Raw genomic sequence first — 16250 nt, 5'->3', positions numbered from 1 at the left:
CGGCGTATCGAGACCCGCCGTCCTCAGCAGGGCGGTCTGCAGACCGGCGTCTGACGGTGGTGGATCTCGATACGCCCGCTGCGCGGGCTACTCGATCAACATGGTGCGGCGCCGCTCGCGCGCGAGCGGCTCAGTGCCGTTCCATGTTGGTCGAGTAGCCGCGGAGCGGCGTATCGAGACCCGGCGTCGCCCGCGGGGTGGTCTGCGGACCCGCGTCTGACGGTGGTGGATCTCGACACGCCCGCTGCGCGGGCTGCTCGATCAGCAGGGGCGTCCGCGGTCAGCGGCCTTCGGCTCGCTCGGGGGAGCGTCCGACGCCCTAGCATGAGTGAATGCGCATGCATGGTGATCAGACCCGGACGGGGGGTCTGCTGCGCGCCTCCGAGCTGTCGCGGGCGTCGATCGCCGTGGCCGCGCTCTTCCTGGTCTGGTCGCCCGCCGCGCACGAGGCCGGCTGGTGGCTGCTGCTCGGTCTCGGGCTCGCGGCGGCGATGGCCGTGGTCGGCGCAGTCGCCGACTCCGGCCGCGAGGTGCACGACGGACCGACGGGGGAGTGGCTCGGGCTCGCCGGCCGCGCGCTCGCGGCGTCAGCGCTCGCACTGACCGCCGCCGACTCGATCGTCGGCGCGAGCGCGCGCCCGGTCGCCGTGCTCCTGATCGTCGGCACCACCCTCTTCGTGCTCCGCGGCGGCGCCGTCCCGCCCGGCCTCGCGCGCCTGCTCCTGGGGCTCGTGCTGCTCCTCCTGCTGGCCTCGGCCGCGATCGTCGCCCTCGCGGACCCCGCCGCGATCCCGTCCCAGACGGTGATCGGCGGCGCGGAGGGGGCCGGAACGGCGGCCGCCCTGCTGCTCGTCCTCTTCGCGCCCGCCTCGCCCGGCGAGACTCCGACGCTCGGCCGATCGCTGCTCGGGATCGGCGTCACGACCCTCGTGGCGGCCGTGATCGGCGTCGGGCTGCTCCTGCTCGTCGGTCCGCAGGAGCTCGCCGATGTCCCGGCCTCGCTCTCCGCGGTCGCAGCCGGGACCCCCGCCGCCGCCCTCGTCGGCATCGCGGCCGTGCTCGCCGCCCTCCTCGCGCTCGTCGCCCTGACCCGGCTGGACGCCTCGGCGCTGGTCCGGCTCGCGGACGCGGGCGAGATTCCCGGCCCCTTCGCCCACCGCAACCGCCGTACGGGCGTGCCCGCGGCCGGTCAGCTCGCCGTCTGCCTGGTGTCGGTGCTCGCCGTGGTCGTCCTCGACGCCGACGCCCTGCTCGCCTTCGCGGTCGCGGCCTCGCTGATCGCGCTGATCCTGCGCCGGCTGGACCGCGGAGTCGCCGGCGCGCGGTGGCCCGCGATCGTCTCCGCGGCGGGCGCGCTCGTCCTCCTGCTCGCGCTGCCCTCGGCGACGGCCGCCGCGGTCGCCGTCCTGCTCGCGCTGCTGCTCATCGTCCGCGCCTTCCGGCGCTAGCGGCCCCTAGGCGAGCGCGGCGGTCTCGACCGGCCGACTCGGCAGCTGCAGTGCGAGCGGATCCGCCCGCACCCGCCCGAGTCCTGAGCGGACCGCGCCGAGAGCGACCGCCTGATCGCCGAGCGTCGACGGCAGGATCTGCGGCGCCGGAGCGTGCACCTCGCCCACCAGGCGCTCGGAGACCGCCGCGAGCAGCGGGCCGGCCGAGGCCGCCAGCGCTCCGCCGACCACGATCAGGGAGACGTCGAGCAGGTTGGCGACGGTCGCGGTGATGGCGGTGAGGCGGTCGATCAGCCGCGCGACGACGGCGGAGGCCAGGGGATCGCCCGCGTCGGCCGCGGCCAGCACCTCGGCGGCCCCGGGCTGCGCCACGGCGTCGAGGAGCGACGCCGGCCGGCCCGCCACGGCCAGCGCCTCGCGGGCCCAGGTCCGCGCGAGGGCGGCGATGCCCTCCGCCGAGCCGACGCCCTCGACCAGGTCCAGGTAGCGCATCTCGCCGGTGAGCCCGCGGGCGCCGCGCAGCAGCGAGCCACCGAGCACGATCCCGCCGCCGAGCCGCTCGCCGGAGAGCAGCGCCAGGTAGTCGTCGCAGCCGATCGCCGCGCCGCGCCAGCCCTCGGCCAGCGCGGCGAGGTTCGCGTCGTTGTCGACCACCGGCGACCAGCCGCGGCCGGAGTAGTGGTTCACGAGCCCGGGGTTCATCGCGCCCCAGAAGCCGTTGTCGCCCGCGGGGGAGTGGCCGAGCGCGTCGACGGGAGCCGGGACGCCGAGGGTCACTGCGAGGACCTCGTCGTCGGTCACGCCGGCGAGGAGGAGGGCGCGGTCGAGCACCCGATCGATGTCGGCGACGCGGCGCTCGTGCGGGAGGTCCTCGACGAGCTCGTGATCGACGGCCTCGACGTGCCGCACGAGGGTCTCGCCGAGCAGATCGGCGACGAAGACGCCGACGCTGTGCTGTCCGGCGTCGACGCCCACGACGACGCCCGCGCGGCGGCGGAGTGCGTACCGGCGCGCAGGCCGCCCCTTGACGTAGTCGCCGGCGGCGCGCTGGTTCTCCAGCTCCTCCAGCCAGCCGAGCTCGATCAGGTCGTCGCAGACGGCGATGACGGTGGAGCGGGTGAGGCCGGTGCGCTCGATCAGAGCGGAGGCGGTCACCGCCTCGCCGGTCCAGGCGCGCTCGAGCACGTCGAGCGCGCTGCGCCGGCGCTGGAACGAGCCGGTGCTCACGGAGAGCCTGCTCTCGGACATCGAGTCCCCCTTCCCCTTGACCTCGGCCGGATCGGCTGCAACAGTACATCGCGTACTAGATCTACTACCTAGATTTAGTCACTGAAGCAACTTATCCGCAACCCGGGAGACGACGACGTGCCCCTCACCACCACCGCCCTCAGCCGGCGCACCCTGCTCACTGCGGCGGGTGCCGGCGCCGCCGCGCTCGGCCTCGCCGCCTGCGCCTCCCCCTCCGGTTCGGGCGGGGTCACCGAGATCACCTTCTTCCAGTCCAAGCCCGAGGTGATCGGCTACTTCGACGAGGTCATCGACCGCTTCCACGCCGCGCAGTCGCGGGTGCGGGTCGTGCACGACTTCTCCTCCAACCTCTCGGCCGGCTTCGTCCGCACCAACCCGCCGGACCTCGGCTGCCTGAACTACAACTTCGAGGTCGCGCGGTTCGTCGAGCGGGGCGCCCTGAGCGACCTGTCCGACATGGCCGAGGCGAAGCGGATCAACCCCGACCTGCAGCCGCTGATCGAGCAGACCGCGTCCTACCCGGGCCGCACCAGCGTGCTGCCCTACTCGCTGATGATGTCGGCGGTGCTCTACAACCGCGAGATCTTCGCCGCGCAGAACCTCGAGGTGCCGACCACCTGGACCGAGTTCCTCGCGGTCTGCGACGCACTGACCGCGGCGGGCATCACCCCGATCTACGGCACCTACAAGGACCCGTGGACCGTCGCGCAGGGGCTGTTCGACTACTCCGTCGGCGGGACCGTCGACCTCGAGTCCTTCTTCTCGCAGCTGAAGGAGCAGGGCGCCGACGTCGGCCCCTCCTCGCCGGTCTCGTTCGAGAAGGACTTCGCCGCTCCCGTCGACCAGATGGTGCAGCTCGCCGGCTACGCGCAGCCGAACGCCGCCAGCCGCGCGTACGGCGACGGCAACCTCGCCTTCTCGAACGGCGAGGCGGCGATGTACTTCCAGGGCCCGTGGGCGCTGAGCGAGATCGCGAAGACCGCCCCGGACCTCTCGATCGGCGCCTTCCCGCTGCCGATGACGGACGACCCGGACGAGCGCCGCGTGCGGGTGAACGTCGACCTCGCGCTCTGGATCCCGGAGGCCTCGACCAAGAAGGCGGCGGCGCGCGAGTTCCTCTCCTTCCTGATGCAGCCCGAGATCATCGACGCCTACAACGCCGACAACAACGCCTTCGGCGTCACCACCGACGCCCCGGCCGTCACCCAGCCCACCCTCGTCGAGCTCCAGGAGTTCTACGACCGGGCGGCGTTCAGCCTCGGCGCCTCGCAGCTCGTGCCGCAGAACATCCCGCTGCAGAACTACGTCCAGGGCGTCGCCCTCGGCTCCGACCCCGCCGCGACGCTCCGCACGATCGACGCCGACTGGGCGCGCATCGCGTTCCGCTCCTAGACCTCCCCGACCACCTCTCAGAGACGAGACACCATGGCCCTCTCCGCCCCCGCCCGCCCGGAGGAGCGCACCGTCGCGACTCCCCGCGCGGCCGTCGCCCCGCGCCGGAAGCCGCGCACCGACCGCACCTTCCTGCTCTACCTGCTCCCCGCGCTCGTGCTCTTCACGCTCGCGATCACCCTGCCCGCGCTGATGGGGATCTTCTTCAGCTTCACCGACTCGATCGGCTTCGGCGAGTGGAGCTTCATCGGCCTCACGAACTACGTCGCGCTGTTCTCCGACCCGGCGATCCTCGCCTCCTACGGCTTCACCGTGGGGCTCGCGCTGGTCACGGTGCTCGCGGTGAACGTGATCGCGTTCCTCCTGGCGATCGCGCTCACCTCGCAGATCCGCGGCAAGGTCGCGCTGCGGGCCGTGTTCGTGCTGCCGATGGTCGTCTCGGGCATCATCATCGCGTTCGTCTTCAACTTCCTCTTCTCCAACTCGCTGCCCGCCTTCGCGCAGTCGGTCGGAGCGACGCCGCTGGCGAGCAGCATCCTGGCGGATCCGAACCTGGCCTGGCTCGCGATCGTGATCGTGACGGCCTGGCAGGCCGTGCCCTCCGCACTGCTGATCTACATCGCCGGCGTGCTCTCGATCCCCGGCGACGTCTACGAGGCCGCCTCGCTCGACGGCGCGTCCAGCTGGGGGCAGCTGCGCTCGATCACGCTGCCGCTCGTCGCGGGCTACGTCGTGATCAACCTCGTGATCGGCTTCAAGAACTTCCTCAACTCCTACGACATCATCGTCGGCCTGACGGACGGCGGCCCCGGGACCTCGACCCGCAGCGTCGCGATGACGATCTTCTCCGGCTTCACCAGCGGCGACTACGCCTACCAGATGGCCAACGCCACGATCTTCTTCCTCATCGCGCTCGTGATCGCGCTCGTACAGCTGCGCGTCTCGCGCGGAAAGGCGGCCTTCTGATGACCAGCCAGGTCCCCCTCGCCCCGTCCCTCCCCGGCACCCGCGCCGCCGTCGACGCCGACGCCCGTCGCGGGGGGAAGCGGCGGCGCTCGAGCCTCCTGCTCACCCTCGTCCTCGTGGTCTGCGCCCTCTCGGTGATCGGCCCGCTGTGGGTGACGCTGACGATGGCCTTCAAGACCGGCGCCCAGGCGGTGGACGGCAACGCCTTCTCGATCCCGCTGCCGTTCTCGGTCGACGGCTTCGTCCAGGCCTGGAACCTCACCGACTTCCCCCGCGGCTTCGCGGTCTCGGTCTTCGTCTCGGCGATCACGGTCGGCGGCACGATCGTCCTCTCGGCCCTCGCCGCGTTCGCGATCTCGCGCAACTGGGGCAAGCGCTTCTACCGCTGGTCGTTCTTCTACCTGCTCGCGGCGATGTTCCTGCCGTTCCCGGTGCTCGCGCTGTCGCAGGTCTCGCTCACCGGACTCGTCGGACTCGACAACCCGCTCGGCGTCGCGATCCTGCACGTGATGTTCCAGCTGAGCTTCAGCGTGATGCTCTTCACGGCGTTCCTGCGCTCGCTGCCCGAGGAGCTCGAGGAGAGCGCCCGGCTCGACGGCGCGACCACCAACCAGGTCTTCTGGCGGCTCGTCTTCCCGCTGCTCGCCCCGATGAGCGCGACGGTCGGCATCTTCGCCTTCCTCGCCTCCTGGAACGACTTCATGATGCCGTCGCTGATCACCTCGGACCCGTCGCTGCAGACGCTCCCGGTGCTGCAGAAGATCTTCCAGACCCAGTTCAGCAACGACTACAACGTCGCCTTCGCCTCCTACCTGATGGCGATGGCCCCGGCGATCATCGTCTACCTGTTCACCCAGCGCTGGGTGATGTCGGGCGTTACTCAAGGCGCCATCAAGTAGGGCTCGCGGGCCTCGGGGCGGCCGTCTGCGGCGTTGTCGTCGGTCGCCGTAGCTCCGCTACGCCTCCCTCCTCCGCCTTGCAGCCGACCACCCCGAGACCCGCGGGCTCGTCTTCGGGAGGCGAGGGTGCCGTGCTGCGCACGAGCCGGCCCCGAACATGCTGGTCGAGTAGCGCCGCAGGGGCGTATCGAGACCCGCCGTCACCGAGCGCTCGGCCGCGGCCGACGACGAACCACCAGACCAGACCACAGACCACGACGAACGGAAGGACACCCGTGACGGACACGGTACTCAGCAGGAGCGGCTCGACCGAGGACGCCCAGTGGTGGCGGCAGGCGGCCGTCTACCAGATATACCCGCGGAGCTTCGCGGACGCGAACGGCGACGGCATCGGCGACCTCGCCGGCATCCTCGAGCGGATCCCGTACCTGCGGGAGCTCGGGATCGACGCGGTCTGGCTCAGCCCGTTCTACCCGTCCGCGCTGGCCGACGGCGGCTACGACGTGGCCGACTACCGCGACGTCGACCCGCGGATCGGCACCCTCGCCGAGTTCGACAAGCTGACCGCCCGCCTGCACGAGAGCGGCATCCGCGTCATCGTCGACATCGTGCCCAACCACTCCTCCGACCTGCACCCGTGGTTCCAGGAGGCGCTCGCCGCCCCGAAGGGCTCGCCCGCCCGGGAACGCTACGTCTTCCGCGACGGCCGCGGCGAGGACGGCGCCCTGCCGCCGAGCGACTGGGAGTCCGTCTTCGGCGGCCCCGCCTGGGAGCCGGTCGGCGACGGCCAGTGGTACCTGCACCTCTTCGCGAAGGAGCAGCCCGACTGGAACTGGGCGAACCGCGAGATCCGCGACGACTTCCTCGAGACCCTCCGCTTCTGGTCTGACCGCGGCGTCGACGGCTTCCGGATCGACGTGGCGCACTCGCTTGTCAAGGACCTCACCGAGCCGCTCCCCGCCGCGGCGGAGATCGACGGCCAGCGGATCGACGGCAGCCACCCGTTCTGGGACCGCGACGAGGTGCACGAGGTCTACGCCGAGTGGCGCGCCCTCTTCGACTCCTACGACCCGCCGCGCACCGCCGTCGCGGAGGCCTGGGTCGACGCCTCCCGCCGCGCCCGGTACGCCAGCCCGGAAGGGCTCGGCCAGGCGTTCAACTTCGACCTGCTCGAGGCCGACCTCGACGCGGAGGAGTTCCGCCGGCTGATCACCTTCAACCTCGAGCTGGCCGCGGAGTCGGGTTCGTCGACGACCTGGGTGCTCTCCAACCACGACGTCGTCCGGCACGCGACCCGCTACGGGCTCCCGCAGAAGGGCGCGGCCGAGACCGCCCCCGCGAAGCAGTGGCTGCTCAGCGGGGGAGCGGAGCCGGTGCTCGACCGCGCCCTGGGCCTCCGCCGGGCCCGCGCCGCGACCCTCCTGCTGCTGGCCCTGCCCGGCTCGGCCTACCTCTACCAGGGCGAGGAGCTCGGCCTGCACGAGGTGGCCGGCATCCCGGACGCCGACCGCCAGGACCCGACGTTCTTCCGCAGCGGCGGCACCGACGTCGGCCGCGACGGCTGCCGAGTCCCGCTGCCCTGGGAGGCGACCGGCGACTCCTTCGGCTTCGGCCCCGGTGGCGCGCACCTGCCCCAGCCCGCCTGGTTCGCCGACTCCTCCGTCGAAGCGGAGGAGCTCGATGAGGACTCGACGCTCGCGCTCTACCGCAGCGCCCTCGCCCTCCGGCACCAGCTGCAGACCGACGAGAGCCTGGAGTGGCGTGACGCGCAGCCCGGCGTGCTGCACTTCGCGCGCCCGAACGGCTGGCACTCGGTGACCAATCTCGGCGAGGAGCCGGTCGCGCTCCCCGAGGGCGAGGTGCTGCTAGCGAGCGCGCCGCTCGAGGGGCGCCTGCTGCCGCCGGCCACGACGGTCTGGCTGCGCTGACCCGTCGCTCCATCGCTCCGCACGACGAAGGCGCCCCCGCCCGCGGGATCCGAGGATCCGACGGGCGGGGGCGCCTTCTGCGTGTGCACCCGTGGGTGCGTCCGCGGGTCAGTGCGTGGACGGGTCCTGCTCGACCTCGGTGCGGTCGCCCGACCACAGCGTGTGGAAGGTGCCCTCCTTGTCGACGCGCTGGTAGGTGTGCGCGCCGAAGAAGTCGCGCTGGCCCTGCACGAGGGCGGCGGGCAGGCGCTCGGAGGCGAGCGAGTCGTAGTACGACAGCGCGGCGCCGAAGCCGGGGATCGGCACGCCCGAGAGCGCGGCGGTGGAGACGATGCGGCGCCAGGCGGCCTCGCCGTTTGCGACGGCCTCGGCGAAGTACGGGTCCTCGAGCAGCGTCGTGATCTCCGCGTTCTCGGCGTAGGCGTCGACGATGCGGTTGAGGAACTGGGCGCGGATGATGCATCCCGCGCGCCAGATCTTCGCGACGGCGCCCTTGTCGATCTCCCAGCCGTACTTCTCGGCGCCGGCGATGATCGCGTCGAAGCCCTGCGAGTAGGCGACGACCTTGGAGGCGTAGAGGGCGGCGCGGACGTCGTCCTCGAAGCCGTCGTAGAGGGCGACGGGCGTCGGGCGCGAGGTGACGCGCTTCTGCACGGCGGCGCGCTGCGCGGGCTTGGAGGAGACGGCGCGGGCGAAGACGGCCTCGGCGATGCCGCCGACGGGCACGCCCAGGTCGAGCGCGTTCTGCACGGTCCAGACTCCGGTGCCCTTGGAGCCGGCCTGGTCGAGCACGATGTCGAGGAAGGGCTTGCCGGTGTCGGCGTCGACCTGGCGGAGCACCTCCGCGGTGATCTCGATGAGGTACGACTCGAGGTCGCCCTTGTTCCAGGCGTCGAAGACGTCGGCGATGGCGGCGGGCTCGTGGCCGCCGACCGTGCGGAGCAGGTCGTAGGCCTCGGCGATGAGCTGCATGTCGGCGTACTCGATGCCGTTGTGGATCATCTTGACGAAGTGGCCGGCGCCGTCGGTGCCGATGTGGGTGACGCAGGGCTCGCCCTCGGCGACCGCCGCGATCGAGGCGAGGATCGGGCCGAGGGTCTTGTACGACTCGACCGAGCCGCCGGGCATGATCGACGGGCCCTTGAGCGCGCCCTCCTCGCCGCCGGAGATGCCGGTGCCGACGAAGTGGATGCCGGTCTCGCGGACGGTCTTCTCGCGGCGGATGGTGTCGGTGAACAGCGCGTTGCCGCCGTCGACGATGATGTCGCCGGGCTCGAACGCGGCGGTCAGCTGCTCGATCACGGCGTCGGTGCCGCGGCCGGCCTGGACCATGATGATCGCCGTGCGCGGGGTCTTCAGCGAGGCGGCGAAGGCCTCGATGGTCTCCGAGGCGACGAAGCCGGCCTCGGGGTGCTCGGTGATCAGCGTCTCGGTGCGCCCGTACGAGCGGTTGTAGACGGCGACGGTGTTGCCCTCGCGGCTGGCGAGGTTGCGGGCCAGGTTCGAGCCCATCACCGCCAGACCGACGACTCCGATGTTGGCTGTGGCGGTGGGCTGGTCAGACACGGTTCTCCTCGACGTACACGTTCAGGGTTGACGGATCCAGGCTAGCGCCGGGGTCGGACGCGCAGCCGGGAGCGGCCGTGCACGGAGGTCCTCCCTCCGACGCACGGCCGTTCAGACCTCAGGCGCCGTGGCCCTCGGGGACGACCTCGGCGGGGATCGGCGGGCCGGGCGGGGTGCCGTCGCCGAACGGGCGGCCGCCGAGCTCCTCGCGGTGCGAGGGGACGAGCCAGCCGGACAGGTCCGGGCCCTTCGGCACGACGCCGGTCGGGTTGATGTCGCGCTGCACCTCGTAGTAGTGCGACTTGATGTGCGTGAAGTCGATCGTGTCGCCGAACCCCGGGGTCGCGAACAGGTCGCGGGCGTAGCCCCAGAGGGCCGGCATCGCCGAGAGCAGGTTCCGGTTGGCCTTGAAGTGGCTGTAGTAGACGGCGTCGAAGCGGGCGAGCGTCGTGAAGAGACGGACGTCGGCCTCGGTGATCGTGTCGCCGACGAGGTAGCGCTGCGTGCTGAGCCGCTCCTCCAGCCAGTCGAGTCGCGCCCAGAGTGCGTCGTACGCCCGCTCGTACGACTTCTGCGAGCCGGCGAAGCCGCACTTGTAGACGCCGTTGTTGACGTCCTGGAAGACCAGCTCCGCGACCTCGTCGATCTCGTCGCGGTGCTCCTCCGGGTAGAGGTCCGGGGCTCCGTCACGGTGGAACTCCGTCCACTCCCGCGAGAAGTCGAGCGTCATCACCGGGTAGTCGTTGGTGACGACCTGGCCGGTGGGGATGTCGACGATCGCCGGCACCGTGATGCCGCGCGGGTAGTCGGGGAAGCGGGCGAGGAACGCGTCCTGCAGTCGCGGGATGCCGAGCACCGGGTCGACGCCGCCCGGGTCGAGATCGAAGGTCCAGCTGCGCTTGTCGTGCGTCGGTCCGCAGATGCCCATCGACAGCGCGTCCTCGAGGCCGAGCAGGCGGCGGACGATCACGGCGCGGTTCGCCCACGGGCAGGCGCGCGAGACGACGAGCCGGTAGCGGCCCGCCTCGACCGGGTAGCCGTCGCGGCCGTCCGCGGTGATGCGGGTCGGGATGTAGTTGGTGTCGCGGTGGAAGCCGTTCTTCTCGACGTAGGAGCCGAAGTCGTCAGAAGTCATGCCCGCACGCTAGCCAGCCCGGCTGGGGGCGCGGTAGGGGCGCCCGCGGGTGGCGGCTCGGCCGCGCGGCCGGTAGGGTGGGCAGCTGAACTTCGGCGAGGGATGCCCCGTGCATCCGTGATCGACGCGGTGGAACCAGGTGGAGCTCCGGAAGGAGCGCCGCGGACCTTTCCTCACGCAGACACGCGTTCGAGTCGAAACCCCGTCCGCGGCCCCAGGCCGGGACCCGAGCAGGCGGCGCACGGCGCCGTCCAGGAGAACACCATGGCAGAACTCACCAACAAGGTCGTCGCCGAGGTCCGCACCTCGTTCGGCAAGGGAGCGGCCCGCAAGATCCGCGCCCAGAACAAGATCCCCGCGGTCCTCTACGGCCACGGCACCGAGCCCGTGCACGTCACGCTGCCCGGCCACCAGATCCTCCTGCTGACCCGCAAGGCGAACGCGATCCTCGAGCTCGACATCGAGGGCGTCGCCCAGACGTCGCTGGTCAAGGACATCCAGCGCGACCCGGTCCGCCAGATCATCGAGCACATCGACCTCGCGGTCATCCGTCTCGGCGAGAAGGTCTCGGTCGACATCCCCGTGCACGTCGAGGGCGAGGCCGCTCCCGGCACGCTCGTCTCCACCGAGGCGAACACGCTCTCGCTCGAGGTCGACGCCACGAAGATCCCGCAGAACGTCGTCGTCTCGGTCGAGGGACTCGAGGCCGGCACGCAGATCACCGCCGCCGACGTCACCCTCCCCGAGGGCGCGACGCTGCTCACCGACCCCGAGGCGCTCATCGTGAACGTCACCGAGGAGGTCGAGCAGGACCTGGGCGAGGAGGGCGAGCCCACCACGCCGGCCGAGCCCACCGAGGCCGCCGAGTAGTCGGAGCACCACCCGCACGGACGGGCCCGCCGCGATCGCGAGCGGGCCCGTTCCGCGTCCGGGGGCTTCGCCCCGCGGAAGACGTCGCTGCTGAGCGCATCGAGAAGAGGGAACGAGATGGGCGAGACCTGGCTGGTCGTCGGACTGGGCAACCCGGGCGCGCAGTACGCGCGCAATCGGCACAACGTGGGGCAGATGGTGCTCGACGAGCTCGCGACCCGGATCGGCGGCTCGTTCCGCCGGCACAACCGCGCCAACGCCGTGGTCGCCGAGGGCTTCCTCCGCCCCGGCGGACCGAAGCTGATCCTCGGCAAGCCGAACAGCTTCATGAACCTCTCCGGCGGCCCGACCGCGCAGCTGCTCGACTTCTACTCCCTCGCGCCCGAGCGCCTGATCGTCGTGCACGACGAGCTCGACATCCCCTTCGACACCCTGCGCCTCAAGAACGGCGGCGGCCACGGCGGCCACAACGGCATCCGGGACATCCTCGCCGCGACCGACGGCGCCGACTTCCTCCGCGTGCGCGTCGGCATCGGCCGCCCGCCCGGCCGCCAGCCCGCCGCCGACTTCGTCCTCAAGGACTTCGCGGGCCCCGAGCACGAGAACCTGCCGATCCTGATCGCCGACGCCGCCGACGCCGTCGAGCTGATCGCCGACGCCGGCCTCCAGGCCGCCCAGCTGAAGGTCCACACGACCCCGTAGTGCGGTACGTCGAGACGACCGCTGGGCGGCCGCCTCGACCAGCATGCTGCGGCTGCCGCGACCTCGCGAGGGGCGCGCACTCCATGCTGGTCGAGTAGCCCCGCAGGGGCGTATCGAGACCGACCTCCCCAGCGCGGCGGCTCCGCCCGCGCTCCCGGCGCCGATCCGTCGCAACCGGCTGCTCCAGCCCCTCCCGAGCGACCACTCCTGACGGATCGAGCACCACCACCCGGCAGACCAGCCGACCACCCGGCAGGCGAATTCGAAATCGTGTGCCAAGCGATTTCGAAGAGCCGAACGCAGGACGCTCTGCGGAACGCACCCCGTCGCACAGCCGACTGCGCTGCGCCGGGCGAAGACCGGCGCAGAAAGCGAGCACGTCGGAGGTCGGCAGTAAACTCCTCCGGTGCCTCTCAACCGGATCATCTCGGCGCTCTCGCGCGCCTCCACGTTCGACGACGCTCTCGCGTTCGCGATCCGCGACGCCGATTTCTCCGTGGCCGACGGCCTCCGCGTCCCCCTGCTGGCGGGCCTCCTGGAGCGCCGCGCCGAGGCCGACCGTCCGCAGGCCGCGCTCGTCGTCACCGCGACGGGGCGCGACTCCGAGAACATCCGCGCGTCGCTCAGCTGCGTGCTGCCGGACGCCGAGGTCGTCGAGTTCCCGGCCTGGGAGACACTGCCGCACGAGCGCCTCAGCCCGAGCGCCGAGATCGTCGGCCGCCGCCTCGACGCTCTGCGCCGGATGAAGACCTGGTCGGGGGAGAAGCCGCTCGTCGTCGTCGCCTCGGTGCGCGCCGCGCTGCAGCCGGTCGCCGACAACCTCGCCGACATCGCGCCGATCCGCCTGGTCAAGGGCGGCCGCGGCTACGACCTCGGCCGGATCTCGTCCGAGCTGGTCGACCTCGCCTACTCGCGGGTCGACATGGTCACCCGGCGCGGCGAGTTCGCGGTCCGCGGCGGCATCCTCGACGTCTTCCCGGCCGTGGCCGAGCACCCCAGCCGCATCGACTTCTTCGGCGACGAGGTCGACTCCATCCGCGGCTTCTCCGTCGCCGACCAGCGCTCGCTGCCGGGGGAGGCCGACTCCGTCGTGCTGCCGCCGAGCCGCGAGCTGCTGCTCGTGCCGGCCGTCCGCCAGCGCGCCCGCGAGATGCTGCACGAGTTCCCGAGCCTCTCCGCGATGCTCGCGAAGATCGCCGAGGGCATCCCGGTGGAGGGCATGGAGTCGCTCGCGCCCGCGCTGCTGGAGCGCCTCGTCCCGATCTCGCACTACCTCCCGGCCGGCGCCGCGGTGGCCGTGCTCGCCCCGGAGCGGGTCGCCACCCGCGCGATCAGCCTCGCCGAGACGAACCGCGAGTTCCTCCAGGCCGCGTGGAGCGCCGCGACCGCCGGCGCCGAGGCCCCGATCGACCTGGCCTCCGGCGAGTTCATCTCGCTCGGCGCCCTCCGCGACGCCGTGAAGTTCAGCGCTCCCGGCGCCGAGACGCCCGACCACCCGTGGTGGACGATGAGCACCTTCCGCCAGGGTCCCGCCGCCGGCGAGGCCGAGGTGCTGCCGGAGGACCTCGGGATCGACGAGATCCTCGCCGTCCGCGTCGACGGCGAGCCCGTGCCCGGCTTCGGCGGCGCGGTCGAGGGCGCGCTCGCGCACGTGCGCGCCCGCCTGGCGGACGGCTGGAGCGTGGTGCTGACCGCCCCCGGCACCGGCACCGTCGAGCGCACCGACCAGGTGCTCGCCGAGCACGAGGTCGCCGCCCGCATCGTCCCCGATCTGCCCGCCGAGCTCGAGCCCGGCCTCGCCTACGTGCTGCAGGCCAACGTCGACCACGGCTTCGAGGTCGACGGCGCCAAGGTCGCGCTGCTCACCGACACGGAGTTCTACGGCCGCACCGTCGGCTACGACTCGCGCGCCGTGAAGAAGCTCGCCTCGCGACGGAAGAACGTCGTCGATCCGCTGCAGCTCAGCCCCGGCGACTTCGTCGTGCACGCCACCCACGGCATCGGCCGCTTCGTCGAGCTCTCGCAGCGCGAGGTCTCCAGCGGCGGGCGCAACGCCGTGAAGACCCGGCGCGAGTACCTCGTCCTCGAGTACGCGCCCAGCAAGCGCGGCTTCCCGGGCGACAAGCTGCTGGTCCCGACCGACCAGCTCGACCTCCTCTCCCGGTACGTCGGCGGCGAGGCCCCCGCGCTGAGCAAGATGGGCGGCAGCGACTGGGCGCAGGCGAAGAGCAAGGCGCGCCGCGCGGTCCGCGACATCGCGGTCGAGCTGGTGAAGCTCTACTCCGCCCGGATGGCCTCGCGCGGCCACTCCTTCCCGCCGGACACCCCGTGGCAGCGCGAGCTGGAGGAGGCGTTCCCGTTCGCGGAGACGCCCGACCAGCTGACCGTGATCGACGAGGTCAAGGCCGACATGGAGCGGCCGATCCCGATGGACCGCCTGCTCTCCGGTGACGTCGGCTTCGGCAAGACCGAGGTCGCCGTGCGCGCCGCGTTCAAGGCCATCCAGGACGGCAAGCAGGTCGCGATGCTCGTGCCGACCACCCTGCTCGTGCGCCAGCACCTCGAGACGTTCCAGGAGCGCTTCGCCGGCTTCCCGGTGCACCTGCGCGCCCTCAGCCGCTTCCAGAGCGCGAAGGAGTCGAAGGAGACGATCGAGGGCCTCGCCGACGGCACCGTCGACATGGTCATCGCGACCCACCGCCTCCTCAGCGACAACATCGTCTTCAAGGACCTCGGCCTCCTCGTGATCGACGAGGAGCAGCGCTTCGGCGTCGAGCACAAGGAGAAGCTGAAGGCGCTGAAGAAGAACGTCGACATCCTCTCGATGAGCGCCACACCCATCCCGCGCACGCTCGAGATGGCGGTCACCGGCATCCGCGAGATGTCGACGCTGGCGACGCCGCCGGAGGAGCGCCACCCGATCCTCACCTTCGTCGGCCCGTACTCGGAGAAGCAGGTCTCGGCCGCGATCCGGCGAGAGCTGCTGCGCGAGGGCCAGGTGTTCTTCGTGCACAACCGCGTCTCGACGATCAACCGCGTCGCCGCGCAGCTCGCCGAGCTGGTGCCGGAGGCGCGCATCGCCGTCGCGCACGGCAAGCTCAGCGAGTCGCAGCTCGAGCGGATCATCGTCGACTTCTGGGAGCGCAAGTTCGACGTGCTCGTCTCGACGACCATCGTCGAGACCGGCCTGGACATCCCGAACGCGAACACACTGATCGTCGACCGCGCGGACAAGTACGGCCTCTCGCAGCTGCACCAGCTGCGCGGTCGCGTCGGCCGTGGCCGCGAGCGCGCCTACGCCTACCTCCTCTACGACGAGATGAAGCCGCTGTCGGAGACCGCGCACGATCGCCTGCAGACGCTCGCCGCGAACTCCGACCTCGGCGGCGGCATGCAGATCGCGCTGAAGGACCTCGAGATCCGCGGCGCGGGCAACCTGCTCGGCGGCGAGCAGTCCGGCCACATCCAGGGCGTCGGCTTCGACCTCTACCTGCGGATGATCGGCGAGGCCGTCGACGGCTTCCGCGGCGAGGTGGCGGAGGGGCAGACCGAGCTGCGGCTCGAGCTGCCGGTCGACGCGCGGATCCCGGAGGAGTACGTCGACAGCGAGCGGCTGCGCCTGGAGGCGTACCAGAAGCTGTCCGCGGCGACCTCGCCGACCGCGAAGGAGGGCAGCGTCGACCTCGTGGTCGAGGAGCTGACCGACCGCTACGGCGAGCTGCCCGAGGCGGTCGAGAACCTCGTCCTGGTCTCGCGGCTGCGGATGCGGGCGCAGCGCGCCGGTCTCAGCGACGTGGTCGCGATGGGCTCGAACGTCCGCGTCGCGCCGGCGCACCTCGCCGACTCGATCCAGGTGCGCCTGCGCCGGATGTACCCGACCGCGAAGTACCTGCAGCAGGCGAACGCCGTGGTCGTGCCGATGCCGGTGCTCGACGGCGTCCCGCTCGGCGACCGCGCGCTGATCGACTGGGTCGCGAACCTGCTCGACGCGCTCTTCCCCGAGCCCGCCGCCGTCGCGAGCTGACCGCCGGCAACCCTCTCGACCGGGCGGCGCCACCGTTCCGGACGCCGCCCGACGACTCCGACCCCGACGACA

General features: G+C 71.9%; 11 protein-coding genes. 8 read left to right on the top strand and 3 right to left on the bottom strand.

What is annotated here, in order from left to right:
* The first annotated feature begins 332 nt into the window (after positions 1-332).
* On the top strand, positions 333-1448 hold the full coding sequence (locus EDF43_RS16160) for a hypothetical protein (protein WP_132437717.1): 1116 nt from the start codon (positions 333-335) through the stop codon (positions 1446-1448).
* Between the two features lie 6 nt (positions 1449-1454).
* On the opposite strand, the gene EDF43_RS16155 is transcribed toward EDF43_RS16160, so the two are convergent.
* Entirely contained in the window at positions 1455-2696 is a 1242-nt protein-coding gene (locus EDF43_RS16155; protein WP_132437718.1) for an ROK family protein, read from the bottom strand.
* 117 nt (positions 2697-2813) lie between these two features.
* On the opposite strand from EDF43_RS16155, the gene EDF43_RS16150 reads away from it, so the two are divergent.
* From EDF43_RS16150 to EDF43_RS16135, 4 genes are all read left to right on the top strand, one after another.
* Positions 2814-4088 carry an extracellular solute-binding protein gene (locus EDF43_RS16150; RefSeq protein WP_132437719.1) on the top strand — a complete coding sequence of 425 codons (1275 nt, stop codon included), beginning with the start codon at positions 2814-2816 and terminating at the stop codon, positions 4086-4088.
* A gap of 33 nt (positions 4089-4121) precedes the next feature.
* Complete coding sequence (locus EDF43_RS16145; RefSeq protein WP_123447627.1) at positions 4122-5054, top strand: sugar ABC transporter permease; 933 nt, start codon at positions 4122-4124, stop codon at positions 5052-5054.
* The gene (locus EDF43_RS16140) at positions 5054-5953 is read left to right on the top strand and encodes a carbohydrate ABC transporter permease (protein ID WP_132437720.1); all 900 of its coding nucleotides are present in this window, start codon (positions 5054-5056) and stop codon (positions 5951-5953) included. Before EDF43_RS16145 ends, EDF43_RS16140 begins: the two co-directional genes overlap by 1 nt.
* A gap of 275 nt (positions 5954-6228) precedes the next feature.
* Positions 6229-7881 (top strand): alpha-amylase family glycosyl hydrolase, encoded by a 1653-nt coding sequence (locus tag EDF43_RS16135; RefSeq protein WP_132437721.1) that lies wholly within the window; start codon positions 6229-6231, stop codon positions 7879-7881.
* A 108-nt stretch (positions 7882-7989) separates the two neighbouring features.
* Here EDF43_RS16135 and gndA read toward each other — a convergent pair whose 3' ends face one another.
* Positions 7990-9447 (bottom strand): NADP-dependent phosphogluconate dehydrogenase, encoded by a 1458-nt coding sequence (gene gndA, locus EDF43_RS16130; RefSeq protein WP_132437722.1) that lies wholly within the window; start codon positions 9445-9447, stop codon positions 7990-7992.
* 118 nt (positions 9448-9565) lie between these two features.
* Positions 9566-10582 (bottom strand): glutathione S-transferase C-terminal domain-containing protein, encoded by a 1017-nt coding sequence (locus EDF43_RS16125; RefSeq protein WP_132437723.1) that lies wholly within the window; start codon positions 10580-10582, stop codon positions 9566-9568.
* Positions 10583-10846: 264 nt separating this feature from the next.
* On the opposite strand from EDF43_RS16125, the gene EDF43_RS16120 reads away from it, so the two are divergent.
* The 3 genes from EDF43_RS16120 (at position 10847) to mfd (ending at position 16178) form a co-directional block, all read left to right on the top strand.
* Entirely contained in the window at positions 10847-11452 is a 606-nt protein-coding gene (locus EDF43_RS16120) for a 50S ribosomal protein L25/general stress protein Ctc (protein WP_123447622.1), read from the top strand.
* Positions 11453-11569: 117 nt separating this feature from the next.
* Complete coding sequence (gene pth, locus EDF43_RS16115; protein ID WP_132437724.1) at positions 11570-12154, top strand: aminoacyl-tRNA hydrolase; 585 nt, start codon at positions 11570-11572, stop codon at positions 12152-12154.
* A 406-nt stretch (positions 12155-12560) separates the two neighbouring features.
* Positions 12561-16178, top strand: coding sequence for a transcription-repair coupling factor (gene mfd, locus EDF43_RS16110; protein WP_132437725.1), 3618 nt, complete (start codon positions 12561-12563; stop codon positions 16176-16178).
* Positions 16179-16250: the final 72 nt, after the last annotated feature.

This window comes from Rathayibacter sp. PhB179, assembly GCF_004345345.1.
In the GTDB taxonomy this organism is placed as follows: Bacteria; Actinomycetota; Actinomycetes; order Actinomycetales; family Microbacteriaceae; genus Rathayibacter; species Rathayibacter festucae.
The sequence above is the reverse complement of the archived record's forward strand: the minus strand, read 5'-3'. Positions and strand labels throughout refer to the sequence as shown.

What these genes read in the sequence shown, in the direction of transcription:
- EDF43_RS16145 (WP_123447627.1), top strand. Translation starts at nt 4,122, where the DNA reads ATGGCCCTCTCCGCCCCCGCCCGCCCGGAGGAGCGCACCGTCGCGACT.
- pth (WP_132437724.1), top strand. Translation starts at nt 11,570, where the DNA reads ATGGGCGAGACCTGGCTGGTCGTCGGACTGGGCAACCCGGGCGCGCAG.
- EDF43_RS16160 (WP_132437717.1), top strand. Translation starts at nt 333, where the DNA reads ATGCGCATGCATGGTGATCAGACCCGGACGGGGGGTCTGCTGCGCGCC.
- EDF43_RS16140 (WP_132437720.1), top strand. Translation starts at nt 5,054, where the DNA reads ATGACCAGCCAGGTCCCCCTCGCCCCGTCCCTCCCCGGCACCCGCGCC.
- EDF43_RS16120 (WP_123447622.1), top strand. Translation starts at nt 10,847, where the DNA reads ATGGCAGAACTCACCAACAAGGTCGTCGCCGAGGTCCGCACCTCGTTC.
- EDF43_RS16125 (WP_132437723.1), bottom strand. Translation starts at nt 10,582, where the DNA reads ATGACTTCTGACGACTTCGGCTCCTACGTCGAGAAGAACGGCTTCCAC.
- EDF43_RS16155 (WP_132437718.1), bottom strand. Translation starts at nt 2,696, where the DNA reads ATGTCCGAGAGCAGGCTCTCCGTGAGCACCGGCTCGTTCCAGCGCCGG.